Origin of the sequence: Rhodococcus sp. NPDC079359, from assembly GCF_040702585.1 — a bacterium.
Taxonomy (GTDB): Bacteria; Actinomycetota; Actinomycetes; order Mycobacteriales; family Mycobacteriaceae; genus Rhodococcoides.
The window spans coordinates 63378-80032 of the sequence record NZ_JBFBLH010000014.1 but is presented as its reverse complement, the minus strand read 5'-3'; the positions used below and the strand labels follow the sequence as shown (position 1 = coordinate 80032).

The 16655-nt window shown below is 63.7% G+C and carries 13 protein-coding genes; 8 read left to right on the top strand and 5 right to left on the bottom strand.

Annotation, left to right across the window (positions count from 1 at the left end):
- The first annotated feature begins 7 nt into the window (after positions 1-7).
- From AB0362_RS24140 to AB0362_RS24125, 4 genes are all read left to right on the top strand, one after another.
- Positions 8-1321, top strand: a complete 1314-nt coding sequence (locus AB0362_RS24140) for an EAL domain-containing protein (protein WP_188078547.1) — start codon at positions 8-10, stop codon at positions 1319-1321.
- Positions 1322-1472: 151 nt separating this feature from the next.
- Positions 1473-2981: an acetyl-CoA acetyltransferase gene (locus tag AB0362_RS24135; RefSeq protein ID WP_262498267.1), complete on the top strand. Its 1509-nt coding sequence runs from the start codon at positions 1473-1475 to the stop codon at positions 2979-2981.
- Positions 2982-3021: 40 nt separating this feature from the next.
- A complete protein-coding gene (locus AB0362_RS24130; protein WP_317532661.1) occupies positions 3022-3621 on the top strand; it encodes a TetR/AcrR family transcriptional regulator in 600 nt (199 codons plus the stop codon).
- Positions 3622-3717: 96 nt separating this feature from the next.
- Entirely contained in the window at positions 3718-4509 is a 792-nt protein-coding gene (locus AB0362_RS24125; RefSeq protein ID WP_317532662.1) for an enoyl-CoA hydratase-related protein, read from the top strand.
- 18 nt (positions 4510-4527) lie between these two features.
- Here AB0362_RS24125 and AB0362_RS24120 read toward each other — a convergent pair whose 3' ends face one another.
- The 5 genes from AB0362_RS24120 to AB0362_RS24100 are packed head-to-tail and all read right to left on the bottom strand — an operon-like array spanning position 4528 to position 8748.
- Positions 4528-5841 carry an MFS transporter gene (locus tag AB0362_RS24120; RefSeq protein WP_317532663.1) on the bottom strand — a complete coding sequence of 438 codons (1314 nt, stop codon included), beginning with the start codon at positions 5839-5841 and terminating at the stop codon, positions 4528-4530.
- A 21-nt stretch (positions 5842-5862) separates the two neighbouring features.
- Positions 5863-7092: an alpha/beta hydrolase gene (locus AB0362_RS24115; RefSeq protein ID WP_317532664.1), complete on the bottom strand. Its 1230-nt coding sequence runs from the start codon at positions 7090-7092 to the stop codon at positions 5863-5865.
- Positions 7089-7334 carry a hypothetical protein gene (locus AB0362_RS24110; protein ID WP_068046732.1) on the bottom strand — a complete coding sequence of 82 codons (246 nt, stop codon included), beginning with the start codon at positions 7332-7334 and terminating at the stop codon, positions 7089-7091. Before AB0362_RS24110 ends, AB0362_RS24115 begins: the two co-directional genes overlap by 4 nt.
- Positions 7331-7966 carry a VOC family protein gene (locus AB0362_RS24105; RefSeq protein WP_068046735.1) on the bottom strand — a complete coding sequence of 212 codons (636 nt, stop codon included), beginning with the start codon at positions 7964-7966 and terminating at the stop codon, positions 7331-7333. The genes AB0362_RS24110 and AB0362_RS24105 overlap by 4 nt, the downstream gene beginning before the upstream one ends.
- Before the next feature lie 29 nt (positions 7967-7995).
- Positions 7996-8748, bottom strand: coding sequence for a maleate cis-trans isomerase (locus AB0362_RS24100; protein ID WP_317532665.1), 753 nt, complete (start codon positions 8746-8748; stop codon positions 7996-7998).
- Positions 8749-9000: 252 nt separating this feature from the next.
- Here AB0362_RS24100 and AB0362_RS24095 point away from each other — a divergent pair, with 252 nt between their 5' ends.
- From AB0362_RS24095 to AB0362_RS24080, 4 genes are read left to right on the top strand one after another with little or no spacing between them, the layout of a single operon-like run.
- Complete coding sequence (locus AB0362_RS24095) at positions 9001-11103, top strand: hydantoinase/oxoprolinase family protein (RefSeq protein ID WP_317810834.1); 2103 nt, start codon at positions 9001-9003, stop codon at positions 11101-11103.
- A 19-nt stretch (positions 11104-11122) separates the two neighbouring features.
- A complete protein-coding gene (locus AB0362_RS24090; protein WP_317810835.1) occupies positions 11123-13444 on the top strand; it encodes a hydantoinase B/oxoprolinase family protein in 2322 nt (773 codons plus the stop codon).
- On the top strand, positions 13441-15120 hold the full coding sequence (locus tag AB0362_RS24085; protein WP_317810836.1) for an AMP-binding protein: 1680 nt from the start codon (positions 13441-13443) through the stop codon (positions 15118-15120). The genes AB0362_RS24090 and AB0362_RS24085 overlap by 4 nt, the downstream gene beginning before the upstream one ends.
- Positions 15117-16646, top strand: coding sequence for an FAD-dependent monooxygenase (locus AB0362_RS24080; RefSeq protein ID WP_317810837.1), 1530 nt, complete (start codon positions 15117-15119; stop codon positions 16644-16646). The genes AB0362_RS24085 and AB0362_RS24080 overlap by 4 nt, the downstream gene beginning before the upstream one ends.
- Positions 16647-16655 lie beyond the last annotated feature (9 nt).

The window sequence follows — 16655 nt, the reverse complement described above, 5'->3', positions numbered from 1 at the left end:
GGAAACCTTGACTTCCAGCGCCGTTCGCAGCATCCTCGCGGATCCTCGGTCCGTTCGTCCGCACTACCAACCGATCGTCGAACTCGACAGTGGCAAGGTAGTCGGCTACGAAGCTCTTGCACGGTGGCCGGGCCACCCGTCGGTGGACCCCGGTGCTGTGTTCGCGAGTGCTGCCGAATGCGGAGTGATCGACGAGGTCGATTGGGCTTGCCGGTGCGCTGCGATGACCGGCGCACTCGATGCCGGTATGCCAGAGAATGTTTCGCTGTTCATCAATATCGAGCCGCAATCCTCGCGCATCGTTCCCGCGTACGCGCGCGAGATCATCGGTATGGCTGCGAACCGGTTGAATGTCGTAGTCGAGCTCACCGAGCGCTCACTGTTGGCCAACCCTGCAGAGCTACTCGAAACGGTGGCGCGTGCACGAAAGAGCGGTTGTCTGATTGCCCTGGACGATGTCGGATCGCATCCCGACTCGCTCGCTCTGCTGGAATTCGTTGCCCCGGACATCATCAAGCTCGATTACACTCTCTCGCAGTCGGATCCATCGCCGCAGCAGGCTGCAGTCGTCCTCGCCGTCGCTGCGTACGTGGAGTCGAGTGGGGCGCGGATAGTTGCGGAAGGCATCGAAACAGACGCCCACCTTGACCGTGCGACCGCGCTCGGAGCCACTTTCGGACAAGGCTGGATGCTCGGCCGTCCCGCGCCGCTTCCGACCCTCGGAAACCGGCAGCACTCGGGTGCCATCTCCGCCCGGCCCATCCTGTCGGTGAAATCAGGTGCGCACGCGCGAGCGGACACAGCGGTGCCCTCGGTTCCGTCGGACCTCCTGACGACTTCATCGGCGCAGGTGGGTAGTAAATCGTTGCTACTGGCGTTGACCCGGCAACTCGAAGATCACGCGCGCCACATGCCCGATCCGCTCACCATTCAGGCTGCGTTTCAAGACTCGGCGTGGTTCACGCAGTCGGTGGCCGACCGCTATGCGAGGCTGGCCGCCGTCAACCCGTTCGTGGCGGCCTTGGGAGTCGGGATGGACACCGAACCCGCAGCAGGTGTGCGTGGTGCGGAACTTCATCCCGATGAGCGTTTCGTCGGCGAGTGGACCATCACGATCGTCGGATCTCACTACTGCGCTGCGCTCATAGCCCGCGATCTCGGCGACGACGGTCTCGATCACGACCGTCGGTTTGCGTTCCTACTGACACACGACCGGTTGACCGTCGTCGCTGCGGCACGTTCCATCATGCGCCGGGTCCTGCCGAAATACTCTGTCGCGGAAACAGATCGCGACATCGAGGCCGGTGGCACTGCTCTGTGAGTACTGAGTCACGCGTTACCGGACAGTCAGTCGGTCGATACACAACGCGTCCGGTCTAAGCAGCCCTGCGGCGCGTTGCATAGCCGTTCCGTCTATGGCCGAGTGAATTGCGCAGCATTGCGGACATTTTCTGTCTGTATATGCTGTGTGCATGTCCATCAATGCGGAACGAGTCCCGGTTATCGTGGGCGTGGGTGACCTGAAGTTCACAGGAGACGGCACTCCGCAGAGCACCATCGAACCGCTCGATCTCGTGCTGCGCGCTGTGGATGCAGCGATCGAGGACGCAGGAGCGCCCGGTCTGAGCGCGCAGGTCGATGCGATACACGCAGTTCGCACCACCAGCTGGAACTACGCCGATCTCCCGTCTCTGGTCGCCGAGAGGTTGGGCGTCACCCTCACATCCAGCTTCTCGAGCACGATCGGTGGACATCACCCCGCGCGCCTACTCGACCAGGTCGGTCGAGATATCGCCGAAGGACGCACTACTGCAGCGCTGGTGGTGGGCGGCGAGGCGCAGGCCTCCGTCCGAGCCCTGATGAAAGCGGGTAAGGACCCCGGTGAATCGGGTTGGACCACCGCGCCGGGAGGCCCTCCGTCGTTCTCGCCCGAGGACCTCGGCAGCGCCGAAATGCAGCGAGCAGGAATCCTGGCACCGGTACAGATCTACCCGCTCTTCGAGAACGCTCGTGCCCACAGCCGTGGACTGAACCCCGACCAGGGCCTGCGCGAATCGGCCGACATGTACTCCCGCTTCTCGGCAATTGCGGCCGAACATCCCGTTGCCTGGAGCCCTGTTGCACGCACCTCGGAAAACATCGGCACCGTCAGTTCATCGAATCGTTCTGTGTCCGATTGCTATCCGCTATCGATGAACGCAATGCCCTTCGTCGATCAAGCAGCTGCGGTCATGGTCTGTTCCTTGGCGACCGCCCGCGAGGCCGGTGTGGCAGAGGACCGAATCGTGTACCTGTGGGGTGGCGCGGGTGCAGTCGACAATCCGGATGTGTTGGCGCGCCCGGTGTTCGACGACGGACCAGCTCTTCGTGCGGCTGTGCGGCGGGCACTGTCGAGGGCCGAGGTGGCCAGCGAGGACCTGGCATTCATCGATGCATACAGCTGCTTCCCGATCGTACCGAACCTGTTGGCCGACGAGCTCGGCCTGGCCGAGGGGGCGACTCCCACTGTCCTGGGCGGACATTCGTTCTTCGGTGGGCCGTTGAGCAGCTATTCTCTCCATGCCATTGCGGAATCGACGCGACTGCTGCGCAAGAGTTCCGGCGTCGCATTGGTGCATGCAAACGGCGGCTATCTGACGTACCAGCACGTGGTGCTGCTGGCCACGAGAGCTCATCGCGACGGATACATCGGCGACCCGGAGCAGATGAATGTGTCGGGTACGCCGGCACGCGTCGTGCACGGTTACTCGGGAACGGCGACCATCGAGACGGCTACGGTCACATACGACCGTAGCGGTCTGCCGGAGCAAGCGTTTGTCGTGGCTGCCACCGACGATGGGGCGCGGGTAGCGGGCCGAGCTGGACGTGAATTCGCAACGATGCTTCACGACCTCGTGTCCGTGCAGAACGAGTCGGCTGTCGGACGCCGAATAGACCTGGTGGACAACGAGGGAAACCTTGCCGTCGAATTCTGCATGTAGCCGTCGCGTTCGGCCGGCAGACCGGTGAGAGGATGCAGTCATGTCTGAAGATTCTCCCCGCGGACCGGGCAGGCCCCGTGACGCGGACATGGAGGACCGCGTGTACACCGCCGTGCTCGAGGTGTACTGGGAAACCAGTTGGCGCGGATTCACATTCGACGCAGTCGCGCGGCAGGCCAAGGTCGGCCGCGCCGCGCTCTACCGCCGCTGGGCCGACAAGGAAGAACTTCTGGTCCAGGCGCTCGAAGCTCGGTCGCCGCTGTCGACGCCTATCGACACCGGATCGGTCCGTGGGGACCTCGTCGAGCTCGCGGAACAATTGGCCGTCGGCTACGGGGAGCTCTCCGGCTTGGTCTCGCTACGGGTGACTCTCGACGCGAGGGTGAATCCGGACCTGTTGTCCCATCTCACCGACACTCTCAACCAGAGCCGTCTCGTCACTGCTCGACGCATCGTCCGCCGGGCTGTCGCGCGAGGAGAGCTGCCCGAGGGCACGTCGACGACGTTACTGCTCGAACTCGTGACGGGAGCGGTGTTGGCGCGCGCGCTCTTCTCGCAGGCGCACTCAGGATCGAGAACCACTGCTGCCGTTGACCACTCGACAGTGGTCGTCGACACCGTTCTGCGAGCGTTGAGTTAGCTGTTGAACGACCGGGTCACCGACCGAACCATTGCAGACAGTGACTGTCTGAATTAGTGTTGTGGGGTCTCACGGCCCGAAGAAATGAGGATCGACGTGTCCGAAGTAGTACTCACCGAAGTGCGGGGACACACCCTCGTCGTCACCATCGACCGGCCGGAGGCAGCCAACAGCATCAACGCCGATGTGCACCGCGGTTTGGGCGCGGCGTGGGAGCTTGCACAGGAGACCGACAACATTCGAGTTGTGGTGTTGACGGGCGCAGGCGACAAAATCTTCTGCGCCGGCGCAGATTTGAAAGCTCTCGGCACATCCGGACCCGCGGGGGTGACCCCACCCGAGACCGCGCACTGGGGTTTCGCCGGAATCGTCAAACACCATATTGCGAAACCGGTGATCTCCGCAGTGAACGGCAGCGCCCTGGGCGGTGGGACGGAACTCGCATTGGCCGGTGATCTTGTTGTAGCCGCCGAGAATTCGACCTTTGGACTTCCCGAAGTGAAGCGGGGTCTCATCGCCGGAGCGGGCGGTGTCTTCAGATTGACCACAGCCCTGCCGCGTGCCGTCGCGCTGGAGCTACTGCTGACCGGGAACGCCATGAGCGCCCAGGACGCGCTCCGGTGGGGATTGGTCAACCGCGTCGTTCCTCAGGCCGAAGTGCTGAGCACTGCTCTTGCCCTCGCAGACGTCATCTCCGCGAACGCACCGCTCGCTGTTCAGGCGAGCAAGCGCGTCGCTCGCGGCATCAATGACGGCAAGATCGAGACGGAAGCCCGCAGCTGGGAACTCAGCGAACAGGCCCTGGAGTCACTGAGCCGGTCGGCCGACACTGTCGAGGGAATCATGGCCTTCATGCAGAAACGGGATCCGGTGTGGACCGGAAAGTGAATCCGATCGTGAATGCACTCATTTTGCCTCGGGTACCTGGTGTAGACCTTCCGACGTAGATGCTCGGCCGCTACGCAGCTGTCGTCCCGCCGGAATCAGAATCGTCACCCCGGCTCCGATGATCGCCGGCAAGGCGAAAGCCAGAAGCTGAGTGCTGGTTCCCGCACCCGCGGCGACGAACAGTCCACCGTAGGTGGGCCCCACGATCGCGCCCAGTCGCCCCACCGCGAGTGCGACGCCCAGTCCTGTGGTCCGGCAGGACACGGGGTAGTAACTTCCGATGAAGGTGTTGAGCAGGATCTGCGTCCCGGTCGTTCCCATTCCTGCGATCAGCACCAGAACGTACACGATCCCGATCGGGGGAGTGGTCGCGATCAATGCCAACGACACTGCTGCACAGAGGAATCCGAGGGTGGTCACCGGTTTGATGCCGAACCGATCGGCCAGGTAGGCACCGCCGAGTGCGCCTACTGCACCGCCGACGTTGAGCACCAGCAGGAAGGACAGTGCGGCACCGAGCGGGTATCCGGCCGATCGCATCACTGCAGGCAACCAGGTCGCGACGCCGAACAACACGAGCAGACACAGCAGGGTCATCACCCAGAAGGACAGCGTCACTCGCGCACGGTTCGCGGTGAACAACGCACCGATTCCGCGATCTGTCGATGTCGGCTCACCACCGGAAACCTCGACTGTGTCCTCGAGTCCGTAACGAGTCGAGATCCTTTGTGCTGCATCCGTCCTACCCCGCGCGTTGAGGAAGGCGGGCGACTCAGGGAGGTATCCGATCATCATCGGCAGAATCAACAACGCCGGGATCATCCCAGCTGCGAACATCGCTCGGAAGCCGAATGCCGGGACGAGCCACAGCGACAGGATCCCCGCTGCGATACCGCCGACGCTGGTGCCCACGAACCCCAGTGCGACCGTTCTCGCTCTGGTGTCGAGGCGGGAAAATTCGATCAGCATCGACGCCGCGGTCGGCATCAGAACTCCAGCACCGACGCCGACGACAAATCGCGCTGCTCCGAACATTTCGGGCGAAGGTGCAATTGCGCAACATCCCATTGCGGCCGAGAACAAAGCGACCGCGGCGATCAAGGCGCGTCGTCTGCCCCAACGATCCGCGATGCTGCCCGCGGCCAGTGCCCCGACCAGCATGCCGACTCCCACCACGGATCCGAGTACACCGACGGTCGCTGGATCAAGGTCCCACGGCTCGTACGCCAGGAGCGACGGCACCACCGTTCCGTACATCAGAAGGTCGTATCCCTCCAGCGTCAAGGCCGCCAGGCACAGCGCAACGACGGGAGAAAAAGTGTTACGTGACATGATATTCCGCTCGCGAGAGGGTCAGATGAAGTGTTGGGACAACCAGTCACCGATATCGGCGGCGGCCAGAGACGCGCCGGTGGGCGCGCCATCGCGAATGGGGCCCCCGAAGTGGGTGCCCTCGATCGCCACGTGAGACTTGTCCACTGAGCCCAGAGCCTCGACCATTCTCGAGGCGTCCTCCGGAAAACACGCCTGATCGCCGGTCAATTCGACGAACAACGACGGGACCGTGACCGACGGTGCGCACCGAACGAAGTCGGCATTGGAGCTCAGACCGGACCACGTCGACAGCCAGGCATCCGGGGTGGCCAGACGGGCGAAACCGACAAGCCCGTAATTCGTCAGATCGGGCCGCCGGCCGAACAACGAACCGTAGGGGCGGGCGTTGGAACTGAGCGAAAGGTCGGTGAATCTCAGGTCCGCGTCGGTGCGATAGACAGTCAATATCCGCGGTGCCAACGCATCTCGACGGTCGTGGGCGTTGCCGTTTGTCTTGAAACGCCGTCGGGCCTCGGATGCTTCGGCGACCCGTGACCGCGCGATCACGTCGAGGCGAGCGACGCGCTCGAGCTGAGCGGCGCGGTACTTCTGAACGAAATCGGCGGAATAGTTGGAGCTTTCCGGTGCCTCGACGAATCCGTTCGCACTGTCGAAAGGATCGAGTGCCGGGTCGACGGACATGGGGTCCGATTCGTCGACCACGGACGGATCGATCAGTCGCAGCAGCAGCGCGCCCTGTCCCGGGTGTGGAGCCATGAAAATCGCACCGTCCGGTACGGGCATCTCCGCGGATGCGAGGTCGATCGGCCGGCCGGCCGGCGTTGCCGCCAGCCGCTCCTCGGGCGTGAGCCCGGCCTGCTCGCAGTAGAACGCGAACAGCGTGCCACCGCCCGAGTGACCCAGTGTGACAACGTGATCGAAAGAGTGGGAGCGTAGGAACACCTGCCCGGCGGCGGCGTCGAGCAAAGCCTGCTCGTGCACCAGCGAGATGTCGTTGTTCACCGATCGCGTGCCCTGGGTCCACACTGCATATCCGCGTGCAAGCAGCTCTGGCACGAGAACGTGATGCGTCAGATCCTGGCGCGGGTGCATCAACGCAACGACGAGGTCCGCGCCCGGAACCGTTCTCAACACTCCACTGACCTTGGCGCCATCGGCAGTGGTCAGCTCGTGCGTCGACGTGACAGTGTTCGTCGGTGCCTCGGCCGCATCGAGGTAGCGCCCAGCACCGAGTCGGGTCCGAGTCATGACTGCTCGACGCGCAGGGCGTCTTTGTCCCACTGCGTGATTCGAGACTCCGACAGGCCTGAGACGCTGCTGTACCAGACGGCGTGCCTGCATCCGGTGGCCCGACGGTCGATGACGATGTCCTTGTCCGAGACTATGCGGAAGTACGGGCCGACGTGGTCGACGCGTACGGCTGGGTCGACGTCGGCCACCGAGGCGATACTGGTGTTCTCGGGTATATCGAGCACATACAACGTGGTCACGACACTCCCACCTCGTTCTCGGCCGACCAATCAGCCGCACGTTCGACGATCAGTTCGGCCTTGCGGGTCAACAGGTTCGCCATGCTCGGGTCGGGTCCGCGCACGATGTCGATCAGAGCGTCGATCGTCAGGTTCGCGTCGAGATCTTCCTGCGGCGTGACCGGACGCATCGCGCGGGTGAGCTCGATCATGTAGCCGTTGGGATCGTGTGTGTAGATCGACTCGATCGTCTCGTGTTGGATCTGCATCTCCACGGGCCAATCACTGCCGTCCAACCGTCGCCGATATTCCATCAGGTCCGCTTCGCTGTCGACGTGAATCGCGAGATGACGCGAGCGGATGAAGAAGATCGGTACGTCCTCGGCGAAGCGCGAGTACGAATCACCCTGTGGTCCTCCGTCGAACGGTTCGAGACCGAAGTAGTAGAAGAACGCGAGTCGGTCGTCGTTGCCGATGTCGAAGAAGAAGTGGATGAAGTCCGGATGCTTCTCCGGGCCCCATCCTGCTGCGCAGATGGAGTGGACGACGGGGAACCCGAGAACGTCACGGTAGAACTCGACCGTTGCTGCCGGATCGAACGTGGGGTAGGCGACGTGGTCGACGCCCCGGACCTTGTGTGGCAAGTCGGACATGAAGATTTCCTCTCTGCGAAAGTGGCGATCTAGGACGTGACGACGGCGTCTGCCCGAAGCAGTGAGCCGGCGTCCGGAAGATCGATGGGTAGGTCGAGCGCACGGAGCAGGCTGTAGGCACCTGCTGTCGCGGCCGACAGAACGGGGATGCCGAACTCGTCCTCGGCAGCCTGAACGAGCGGTAGGGACGGCATCTGCACGCACGCGGAAATCACCAAGGCGTCGGCACCGGTGAGATCCAACGACCGTGCCGCGTCCATGACTCGATCGCCTGGGATGCAGCCGACTTCGGCGTTGTCGGACACCTCCAGTGCGCGCCAATCGAGTACGCGAATGCCCTCGGCCTCGATGTAGTCGACCACCTTCTCCGCGAGCGGTCGCATGTACGGCGTCACGAGAACTATGTTCTTGGCGTCCAGCGCACGCAGGCCTTCCACAAGAGCGCCCGCGCTCGACCTGACGGCTGCATCGGACCCGCCCGTGGCGAGTTGTTCCGCTATGAGCCCCTCCACCCGTTGGTGTTCCCCGGGCCCGGCGACCATGAGGGCGACGAGGCACGCATAGAGAACAGCGTCGATTCCGGCATCGCCCAATTCGAGGATGCACCGTTCGCGCTGGGCATTCATGGCCCGCAATTGTTCCGGCGACACGGCCTGCATGCGCATGCGCGAAGAGTGGAACGAAAACCGGGCATGTCGATGTCGCGCCAACAATGCGGGCATCTCCGTTTCCACGGTGACGTTGGAGCTCGGTACGACCAAGCCCACACGATGAATACTCATGAACTGCCTTTCGGTAATTGACGCTGATGACGAGTATTCGACGTCTGCGACGATTCGTCAAGCGGCTTGGACCAGGGAAATCGAATCGATGCGTCCGTTCGGGCAGTATCGAGCAGGGTGACAGCACTCACATTCGTGCTTGACATGTCGTCGTGGACGTCGAATACTCGACGCAGACGTAAGCAGTGTTCGAGGGTGTTTCGCTCTCACACGCCAGGACGTCTTCGACTCGGACCTAAGGAGCACACCGGCATGACCTATGTGATCGGAGTGGACGTCGGCGGAACGTTCACGGACGCAGTACTCGACGACAGTTCCGGGACCGTGGTCGCTGCAAAAGCGCCCTCGACTCCGCCCGACTATTCACAGGGCGTCATCGACGTTCTCGAAGCGTTGGCCGAGCAACTCGGATGCCCGGTGCAGGAAATGCTGGCGAACACCCACCACATCGCGCACGGCACCACGTCCTCGCTCAACGCTCTGGTGATGGGTAACGTCCCGCCGGTCGGGTTCCTGACCACCAAGGGGCATCGCGATTCGATCTACATCATGAACGTCGAGGGCCGGTACCTCGGTGGCTCGCCCGAGCAACTGCAGAACGTGTTGGGGCAGAGCAAGTCCCACGGTCTCGTTCCCAAGCGGCATGCGCTGGAGGTCACCGAACGCCTCGATCGAGACGGCAACGTCGTCGTAGCCCTCGACGAAGAGTCCGCACGTATCGCCATCCGAAGCCTCGTCGACGACGGTGTCTCCGGCATCGCGGTCTCGCTGCTCTGGTCGTTCCGTAACCCTGTGCACGAGCAGCGCATTCGTGAACTCGTGCACGAGATCGACCCCGACATGTTCGTCTCGCTGTCCTCCGAGGTGAGCCCGCGCATCCGCGAGTTCGCTCGTAATGCAACCACGATCATGAGTACCCAGATCGGCCCGGGGTTGCGCGATTACCTCGGCTCGTTGGAAAAGAAGCTACGTGCCCTCGATCTCGCGGGCCCACTGCTGGTGATGCAGAGCAACGGCGGTGCCGTTGCCGCAGCCGAGGCCCCGAAGAACGCCATCAGCACAGTCGGGTCCGTGTTGACCGGCGGTGTGGTCGGAGCGGTGTCGCTCGGAAAGCAGCTCGGTCACAAGAACATCATCGCCACCGACGTCGGCGGAACCACCTTCCTCGTCGGCCTCGTCGTGGACGGTGAGCCGGTGCGTGCGTCGAGCACCATCATCAACCACCACCCGATCAATGTCCCCACCCTGCAGGTGCACGCCATCGGCTCGGGCGGCGGTGCCATAGCGTGGGTGGATGCGGGTGGCAACCTCCAGATCGGTCCGCACAGCGCCCAGGCGGTACCCGGACCCGCCTGTTACGGGCAGGGCGGCACCGAACCCACCAATGCCGACGCCAATCTCGTCCTCGGGATTCTCCCCGAGCGCGGTCTGCTGGGAGGACGCAAACCACTCGACAAAGAGCGTGCGCGCGAGGCCATTCGACGCCGCATCGCGGAACCGCTCGGTCTGTCGGTCGAGGACGCAGCCGCCGCGATCTACGCCGTCCAGAACGCACAGACCGGCGACCTGCTGCGCAAGACCGTCGTCGAAGCCGGGCACGACCCGCGCAACTTCGTTCTCTACGCGTTCGGCGGAGCCGGCCCATCACATTGCGCCGCCTATGCAGCCGAAGTGGGCGTCAAGGAGGTCATCGTTCCGCTCGGGCAGGTGGCATCGGCGTTCTCGGCCTACGGTCTTGCGTCGTCGAACATCGTGCTCGCGGCCGAGCTGTCCGACCCGGCAGCGATGCCACTCGATCCTGCTCGCGCAGAAGCGAATTTCGACGGTCTCGAGAAGCGCGTCCGCGAAGCCCTCGGTCGACAAGGGCTCAATTTCACGTCTGTCCAGGTCGAACGTGAAATCGACATGCGGTACACGATGCAGTTGGCAGAAGTTGCAACAACCATTCCCGAGGGCTCGCTGGACTCGGCGAGCGTCGCACACGCCTCCGATCTCTTCGAGCAGCGTTACGCAGATCTGTACGGCAAGGACAGCGGATTTCGCGAAGCCGGCATTCAGGCGATCACCTATCGCGTGCGTGCAACCGGCGTCCTGCCGTTCTCGCCTACCCTCCCCGAGCTCAAGTCGGCCGACTCCGCCGACGCCTCGGTCGCTCGCATCGGCACCCGAAAGGTCAACTTGGACGGTCGAATCGGCTATGTCGACACCGACATCTACGACTACAGCAAGCTCGCCGCCGGGCACGTGCTCGCCGGTCCCGCCATCGTCGAAGTCCCGACGACCACAGTCGTCGTCCCGCACGGAACCACCGGAACTGTCGACCGCCTCGGCAACCTCAACATCGTCGCCGGCTGAGACCACAGGAGAACCGAACATGACATCAGCGATTCCCGGGTCCGAGATCTTCTCGTCCCGCCCCGTCGACCCCGACGCCCTCGCCCGCACGCTCCCACCGACGCTGCCGGTGCACACCGTCACCCAGCAGCAGATCGACGAACTCGACCCGCTGACCTACGAGGTCATCCGTCACCGACTCTGGTCTGTCACCGACGAGATGGGCGAGGCACTCAAACGAATGTCCGGCTCACCCATCGTCACCGACGCGAACGATTTCGACTTCGCGATCAGTGACGAACTGGGACAGGAGGTTCAGGTGGGCCTCTACAACACCATGCTCGTCGGAGCCGTCGACCTGGCGATCTACTGGACCCTGCAACACCGCGCCACCAACCCGGGGATCGTGGAGGGAGACATGTTCCTCTGCAACGATCCATGGGTCGGCGGGGGACTGCACCAGAGTGATGTCATCGTCTACCAACCCATCTTCCACGAGGGCAAGCTGTTCGCCTGGACCAGCGCGATCTGCCACGAACCCGATCTCGGTGGTTCCGGCCTCGGATCGTTCGACCCGTCGGCGAAAGATGTTTTCTCCGAATCGCTTCCGACTCCGCCGGTCAAGGTGGTCCGCGACTACGAGCTACAGCGCGACGTCGCCGATCTCTGGGTTCGACGCTCCCGTGTTCCCATGCTGGTCGGGCTCGACCTGCGCGCCAAGATCGGCGCGAACACCGTCGGCCGCAATCGCATGCTCGCCGTCATCGAGCAGTACGGTGCCGACACCGTCAAAGCCGTCATGAAGCGCATGATGACCGACGCCGAAGGGCGACTGCGCAGCAAGCTCTCCTCTCTCCCCGACGGGACATGGAAGGCCACCGGCTACCAGGACCAGTCGCACACCGGTGACCGCGAGGTTCACAAGATCACCGTCGCGATGAGCAAGACCGACGACCATCTCACGTTCGACTTCACCGGCACCGACAAGCAGACGGGCGTCATCAACTGCACGTACGCAGGCATGCGCGGCGGCGTCATGCTCGCGTTGCTTCCGATCCTCGCGGGTGACATTCCCTGGTCCGCAGGCGGATTGATGCGATGCTTCGACCTGGTGTCCGAGGAGGGCACCATCAACAACGCGAGCTTCCCTGCAGCAGTCAGCCGTGGTCCCATCGGACCCGCTTGGCTGACCGGAACCCTCATCGCGGAATGCCTGTCGCAGATGCTCGACCGATCGGTCGACCTCGGCAAGAGCGTGCAGGCTGCGTGCTGCGGTACCTGGGACACCGCGGTGATCGCAGGCCTCGACGAACGCGGGGAACAACCCGTTCCGTTCCTCAACATCATGATGGAACCGATGGCAGGCGGTTACGGCGCACGCCCGACCGCGGACGGCATGGACACCGGAGGCCTCTTCTGTATTCCGATGGGGCGCATCCCCGATACGGAAATGACCGAGTTCCTCTACCCGCTGCTCACACTGTGGCGTCGTGAAGAGCCCGACTCGGGTGGACCCGGTCGTCAACGCGGTGGCGTCAGTGCATCGCTCGCTGTGACGCCGTACGGCACCTCGCTCCCGATGGGCCTCGTCCTCGCCTCGGCGGGTAAAGCCGTGGCGCAGAACAACGGCCTCGCCGGCGGGTACCCCGGCAACACCGGACTCGAAATTCTGGCGCGAAGTACCGACGTCATCGAGCAGTTCGCAGCGGGAAAAATTCCCGGAGCCCTCGAAGATCTTGGCGGCGGAAAGGAATTCGGCGCATGCTACGCCGAAAGCTATGTCGCTCCCGGTGAGGTGCTGTACATGCATTGGCAGGGAGGCGGCGGCTACGGAGATCCGTTGCATCGCGATCCGGCGGCTGTGGTCGTGGACCTACGGGAGGGCAAGGTCACCGCAGAGGGGGCGAACGTCGTCTACGGCGTGGTCATCGACGCGGGAAAGGTGGACGAGGCAGCAACTGCGCGACGACGTCGAGACATGATCGACGAACGGCGCACGCGTTCCACCCAGCACTCCGACGCTCCCATCATGGATCTCTCGCTGGCAAGACGTCTCGACGACAACCTGTCCGAGGTGACCGTCGGGGACGTTCGGGTCATCGCCTGTGCACAGTGCGGCCGGCTCCTCGGTGACGAGAAGTCGAGTGGTGTACTGGATCTGGCTCGCTACGAGGGGCCGTCCTCGGCGGCGGGGCCGCAGGTGACATCGGATCCCTCCATCTACGTCGACACGCCCATCGTGTTCCGTCAGCTGTGCTGCCCGGGATGCTGGACGGCCGTGTACTCGGGAATCGTTCCTGCCGATCATCCCGATCATTCGTTGGAGATCTCTCGATTGCTTCCTGCGGTGGCCGAACGATGACGGTGACCACGGAGACGACCCATTCGGACTGGGACGGCAGGCTGGTGGGATACCCGGAGGATCGCGCGCAGGGCTACCGCCGGAGTGGTTCGTGGAGCTCACTTCCCACGAGTCGCCGCTTCCGCGACATCGCTCTTCGGTATCCCGACAGGCTTGCGATCATCAGCGCCGAGGGTTCGATGACGTTCGCCGAACTCGATCGTCGTACCGATGCCATCGCCGCCGGATTGACTCGACTGGGACTGGTGCGCCTGGACCCTGTGCTGTTCCAGATGACGAACAGGCTCGAGACGGTGCTGGCCTGGTACGGCTGCGTCAAGGCCGGACTGGTTCCGGTCGCCACACTGGCCGCGCACCGAATGCACGAGATCGCGCACATCGGTGCCGCGGTGGGCGCGGTCGCGCATGTGGTCGAGGCCGGTCTGCCGTCGTTCGACCTGGTCTCGTTCGCCTACGAACATGCAGAAGGGAGCGAGACCGTTCGCCACGTGGTGACGGTCGGGGCGAACGAGAGTGACGGACTGCGATTGGAGGACCTTGGCCGCGACATCGATGCCACCGAGGCCCGAGCTCTCGTCGACACCATCGAAGCCGAGACGGATCCCGAGGACGTGGTTGCATTCCAATTGTCCGGCGGGACAACGGGAGTACCCAAGGTCATTCCGCGGATCCATGCCGAATACTGGAACAACGCGCTCATGTACGCCCAACGGCTCGAATGGACCGCGGACAGCCGCGTCGCCCATCTGATCCCCATCGTGCACAACGCAGGGATAGCCTGCGGTCTGCACGCCTCGCATTCGGTCGGCGCGTGCCTGGTACTCGCGACCGCCGACGTCGGATCGGCGTTCGACCTGATGGAGCGCGCGGAGGCCACCGAGGTGTTGATCGGCCACGGTCACTACCAGGCCGTGTCGAGCCCCGAGTTCGATCGGGTGCGCGAGCGTCTGCGGCACGTGATCCTGTCCGGTGCCAAAGTGTCACCGGCGCTGATGGACCGCGTCGACGACGGCGGAGATCATTGGGCGGGTCAGCTGTTCGGGATGTCCGAGGGGCTGCTCACCGTCACCCCGGTAGGCGCCCCTCGCCACGCTCGAATCACCACCGTCGGCACTCCTGTCTGCGCCGAGGACGAGGTGCGCATCCTCGATCCCGGCACGGAGATCGAGCTACCCGACGGGGAAGTCGGCGAATTGTGTTGCCGTGGCCCGTACACGATCACCGGGTATTTCGATGCACCCGAGCACAATCGGACTGCTTTCACCTCCGACGGCTTCTACCGGACCGGCGATCTGGCGTCGATCTCCGTCGTCGACGGCGAGCGGTACATCTCCATCGAGGGTCGCATCAAGGACCTCATCAACCGCGGCGGCGAGAAGATCAACGCCGAGGAGGTGGAGCTTCTTCTGCTCGACCATCCGGCCATCGTGGGTGCGGCCGTCGTCGCGATGCCCGACCCTCGACTCGGCGAGAAGACGTGCGCGTATCTCGTCACCGACGGGGCCCCGTTGACGATGGCCGACGTGCAGGACCATCTCACGGGACTCGGTGTGGCCAAGTTCAAATGGCCGGAGCGCCTCGAATGGCTCGACGCGCTTCCCCGAACCAACGTCAACAAGATCGACAAGAAGCGTTTGCGGCTCGACATCGCCGCGAAGCTCGAGAGGCAACCATGAAACTCGACCGCGTCGCAGTCATCGGCGGTGGCCCCGGTGGCCTCTACGCCGCACGGCTACTGAAACTGTCCAAACCCAACGCGGAGATCACCGTCTACGAACAGAGTTCACCGGACACCACGTTCGGGTTCGGGGTCGGCCTCGCCTCACGGACGCAGCGGAATCTCCGTCAGGCCGACGCCGCATCACTCGATGCGATTGTTGCTCAGGCGTACTCACACGAGATGTCGATGCAGGTAGGGAACAGAACGGCCCGCTTGGCTCACGGTGATCTTCTCGCGATAGCGCGGACGTCTCTGCTGTCCGTACTGCAGGAGCAAGCGCGCGATGCAGGAGTGCGGCTCGAGTTCGGCGAACGCCGTGAACCCGCCGACCTAGATGTGGACCTCGTGATCGCCTCGGACGGAATCAACAGCGCGACCCGTACGGCCGACGGTCGATTCGGTGCCGACATCAGCACCGGAACAGGCCTTTACCTCTGGTGCGGAACGGATTTCGCACTACCGAGCGCCATATTCGTACCCGTCACCACCGAGCACGGTACGTTTGTTGCCCACGCGTATCCCTATGCGCCGGATCGCAGCACGTTCCTGATCGAGACGGATCTCGACACCTGGGCCCGGGCGGGCTTCGACGTCACGACTGCTGCCACAGGCGCGGCCGACAGTGACGAGGCATCGTTGCGCTATCTCGAGAGAGCGTTCTCGGTCACTCTTCAGGATCACAGCCTCATCGGAAACCGGACCCGGTGGATGCAGTTCCGAACGGTCAAGTGTCGAAAGTGGTCGGTAGACAACATAGTTCTTATCGGAGACGCCGCGCACACAGCGCACTATTCGATCGGATCGGGAACGAAGCTGGCGATGGAGGACGCCATCGCCCTCGATGCGGCACTGGCGTCGGCTGCGACCGTCGGCGATGCCCTCACCGAGTACGAACGGGTGCGTCGCCCCGCGGTTGAACACCTTCAGCAGATTGCCGTGCGAAGTGAACAGTGGTGGGAGTCCTTTCCGCAGCGCATGGATCTGCCCGTGGACCAACTGATGGTGGCGTACATGACGCGCGCCGGAAAGGTCGGTCTGGAGCGATTCCTCGAATCTGCTCCCGAGGTGGCGTTGAAGGGAATCGCGAGCTACGCGCATGTTCCCGCGGACTCGGAGGTTCCTGCCGATGTGTCCCGCTGGATCCTCTCGCGGCCCATCGAACACGGTGGGCGGTCGTTTTCCGATCGATTCGCCCCGTCCGATCTTCGCGAGGACCCGACGACGACGGTGGTCTCCGTGGACGTCGAATCAGCGTGGAACGAGAAGGCGACGGCCATCGTCGACGAGTGCAGGGCAAGTTCCACGGTGTGGCTGACCGGGTCCGGCGAGCGTGATCACGTCCTGACCCGACTCGATGTCGCGGAGCGAATGATGCGCAGCACCGGCGCGCTCGTCGTCGTCGACGTGCCGGAGGAGTGTTTGTCCGATGCGGTGGCAGGTCTGGTCAGTGCGCGTACCCACCTCGTGTTTGTCGGTTCTTGACGACGGTGA

Excerpts from the sequence above, each read along its gene's own strand:
- AB0362_RS24135 (WP_262498267.1), top strand. The coding sequence starts at position 1,473 with ATGTCCATCAATGCGGAACGAGTCCCGGTTATCGTGGGCGTGGGTGAC.
- AB0362_RS24130 (WP_317532661.1), top strand. The coding sequence starts at position 3,022 with ATGTCTGAAGATTCTCCCCGCGGACCGGGCAGGCCCCGTGACGCGGAC.
- AB0362_RS24120 (WP_317532663.1), bottom strand. The coding sequence starts at position 5,841 with ATGTCACGTAACACTTTTTCTCCCGTCGTTGCGCTGTGCCTGGCGGCC.
- AB0362_RS24115 (WP_317532664.1), bottom strand. The coding sequence starts at position 7,092 with ATGACTCGGACCCGACTCGGTGCTGGGCGCTACCTCGATGCGGCCGAG.
- AB0362_RS24105 (WP_068046735.1), bottom strand. The coding sequence starts at position 7,966 with ATGTCCGACTTGCCACACAAGGTCCGGGGCGTCGACCACGTCGCCTAC.
- AB0362_RS24100 (WP_317532665.1), bottom strand. The coding sequence starts at position 8,748 with ATGAGTATTCATCGTGTGGGCTTGGTCGTACCGAGCTCCAACGTCACC.
- AB0362_RS24095 (WP_317810834.1), top strand. The coding sequence starts at position 9,001 with ATGACCTATGTGATCGGAGTGGACGTCGGCGGAACGTTCACGGACGCA.
- AB0362_RS24090 (WP_317810835.1), top strand. The coding sequence starts at position 11,123 with ATGACATCAGCGATTCCCGGGTCCGAGATCTTCTCGTCCCGCCCCGTC.
- AB0362_RS24085 (WP_317810836.1), top strand. The coding sequence starts at position 13,441 with ATGACGGTGACCACGGAGACGACCCATTCGGACTGGGACGGCAGGCTG.
- AB0362_RS24080 (WP_317810837.1), top strand. The coding sequence starts at position 15,117 with ATGAAACTCGACCGCGTCGCAGTCATCGGCGGTGGCCCCGGTGGCCTC.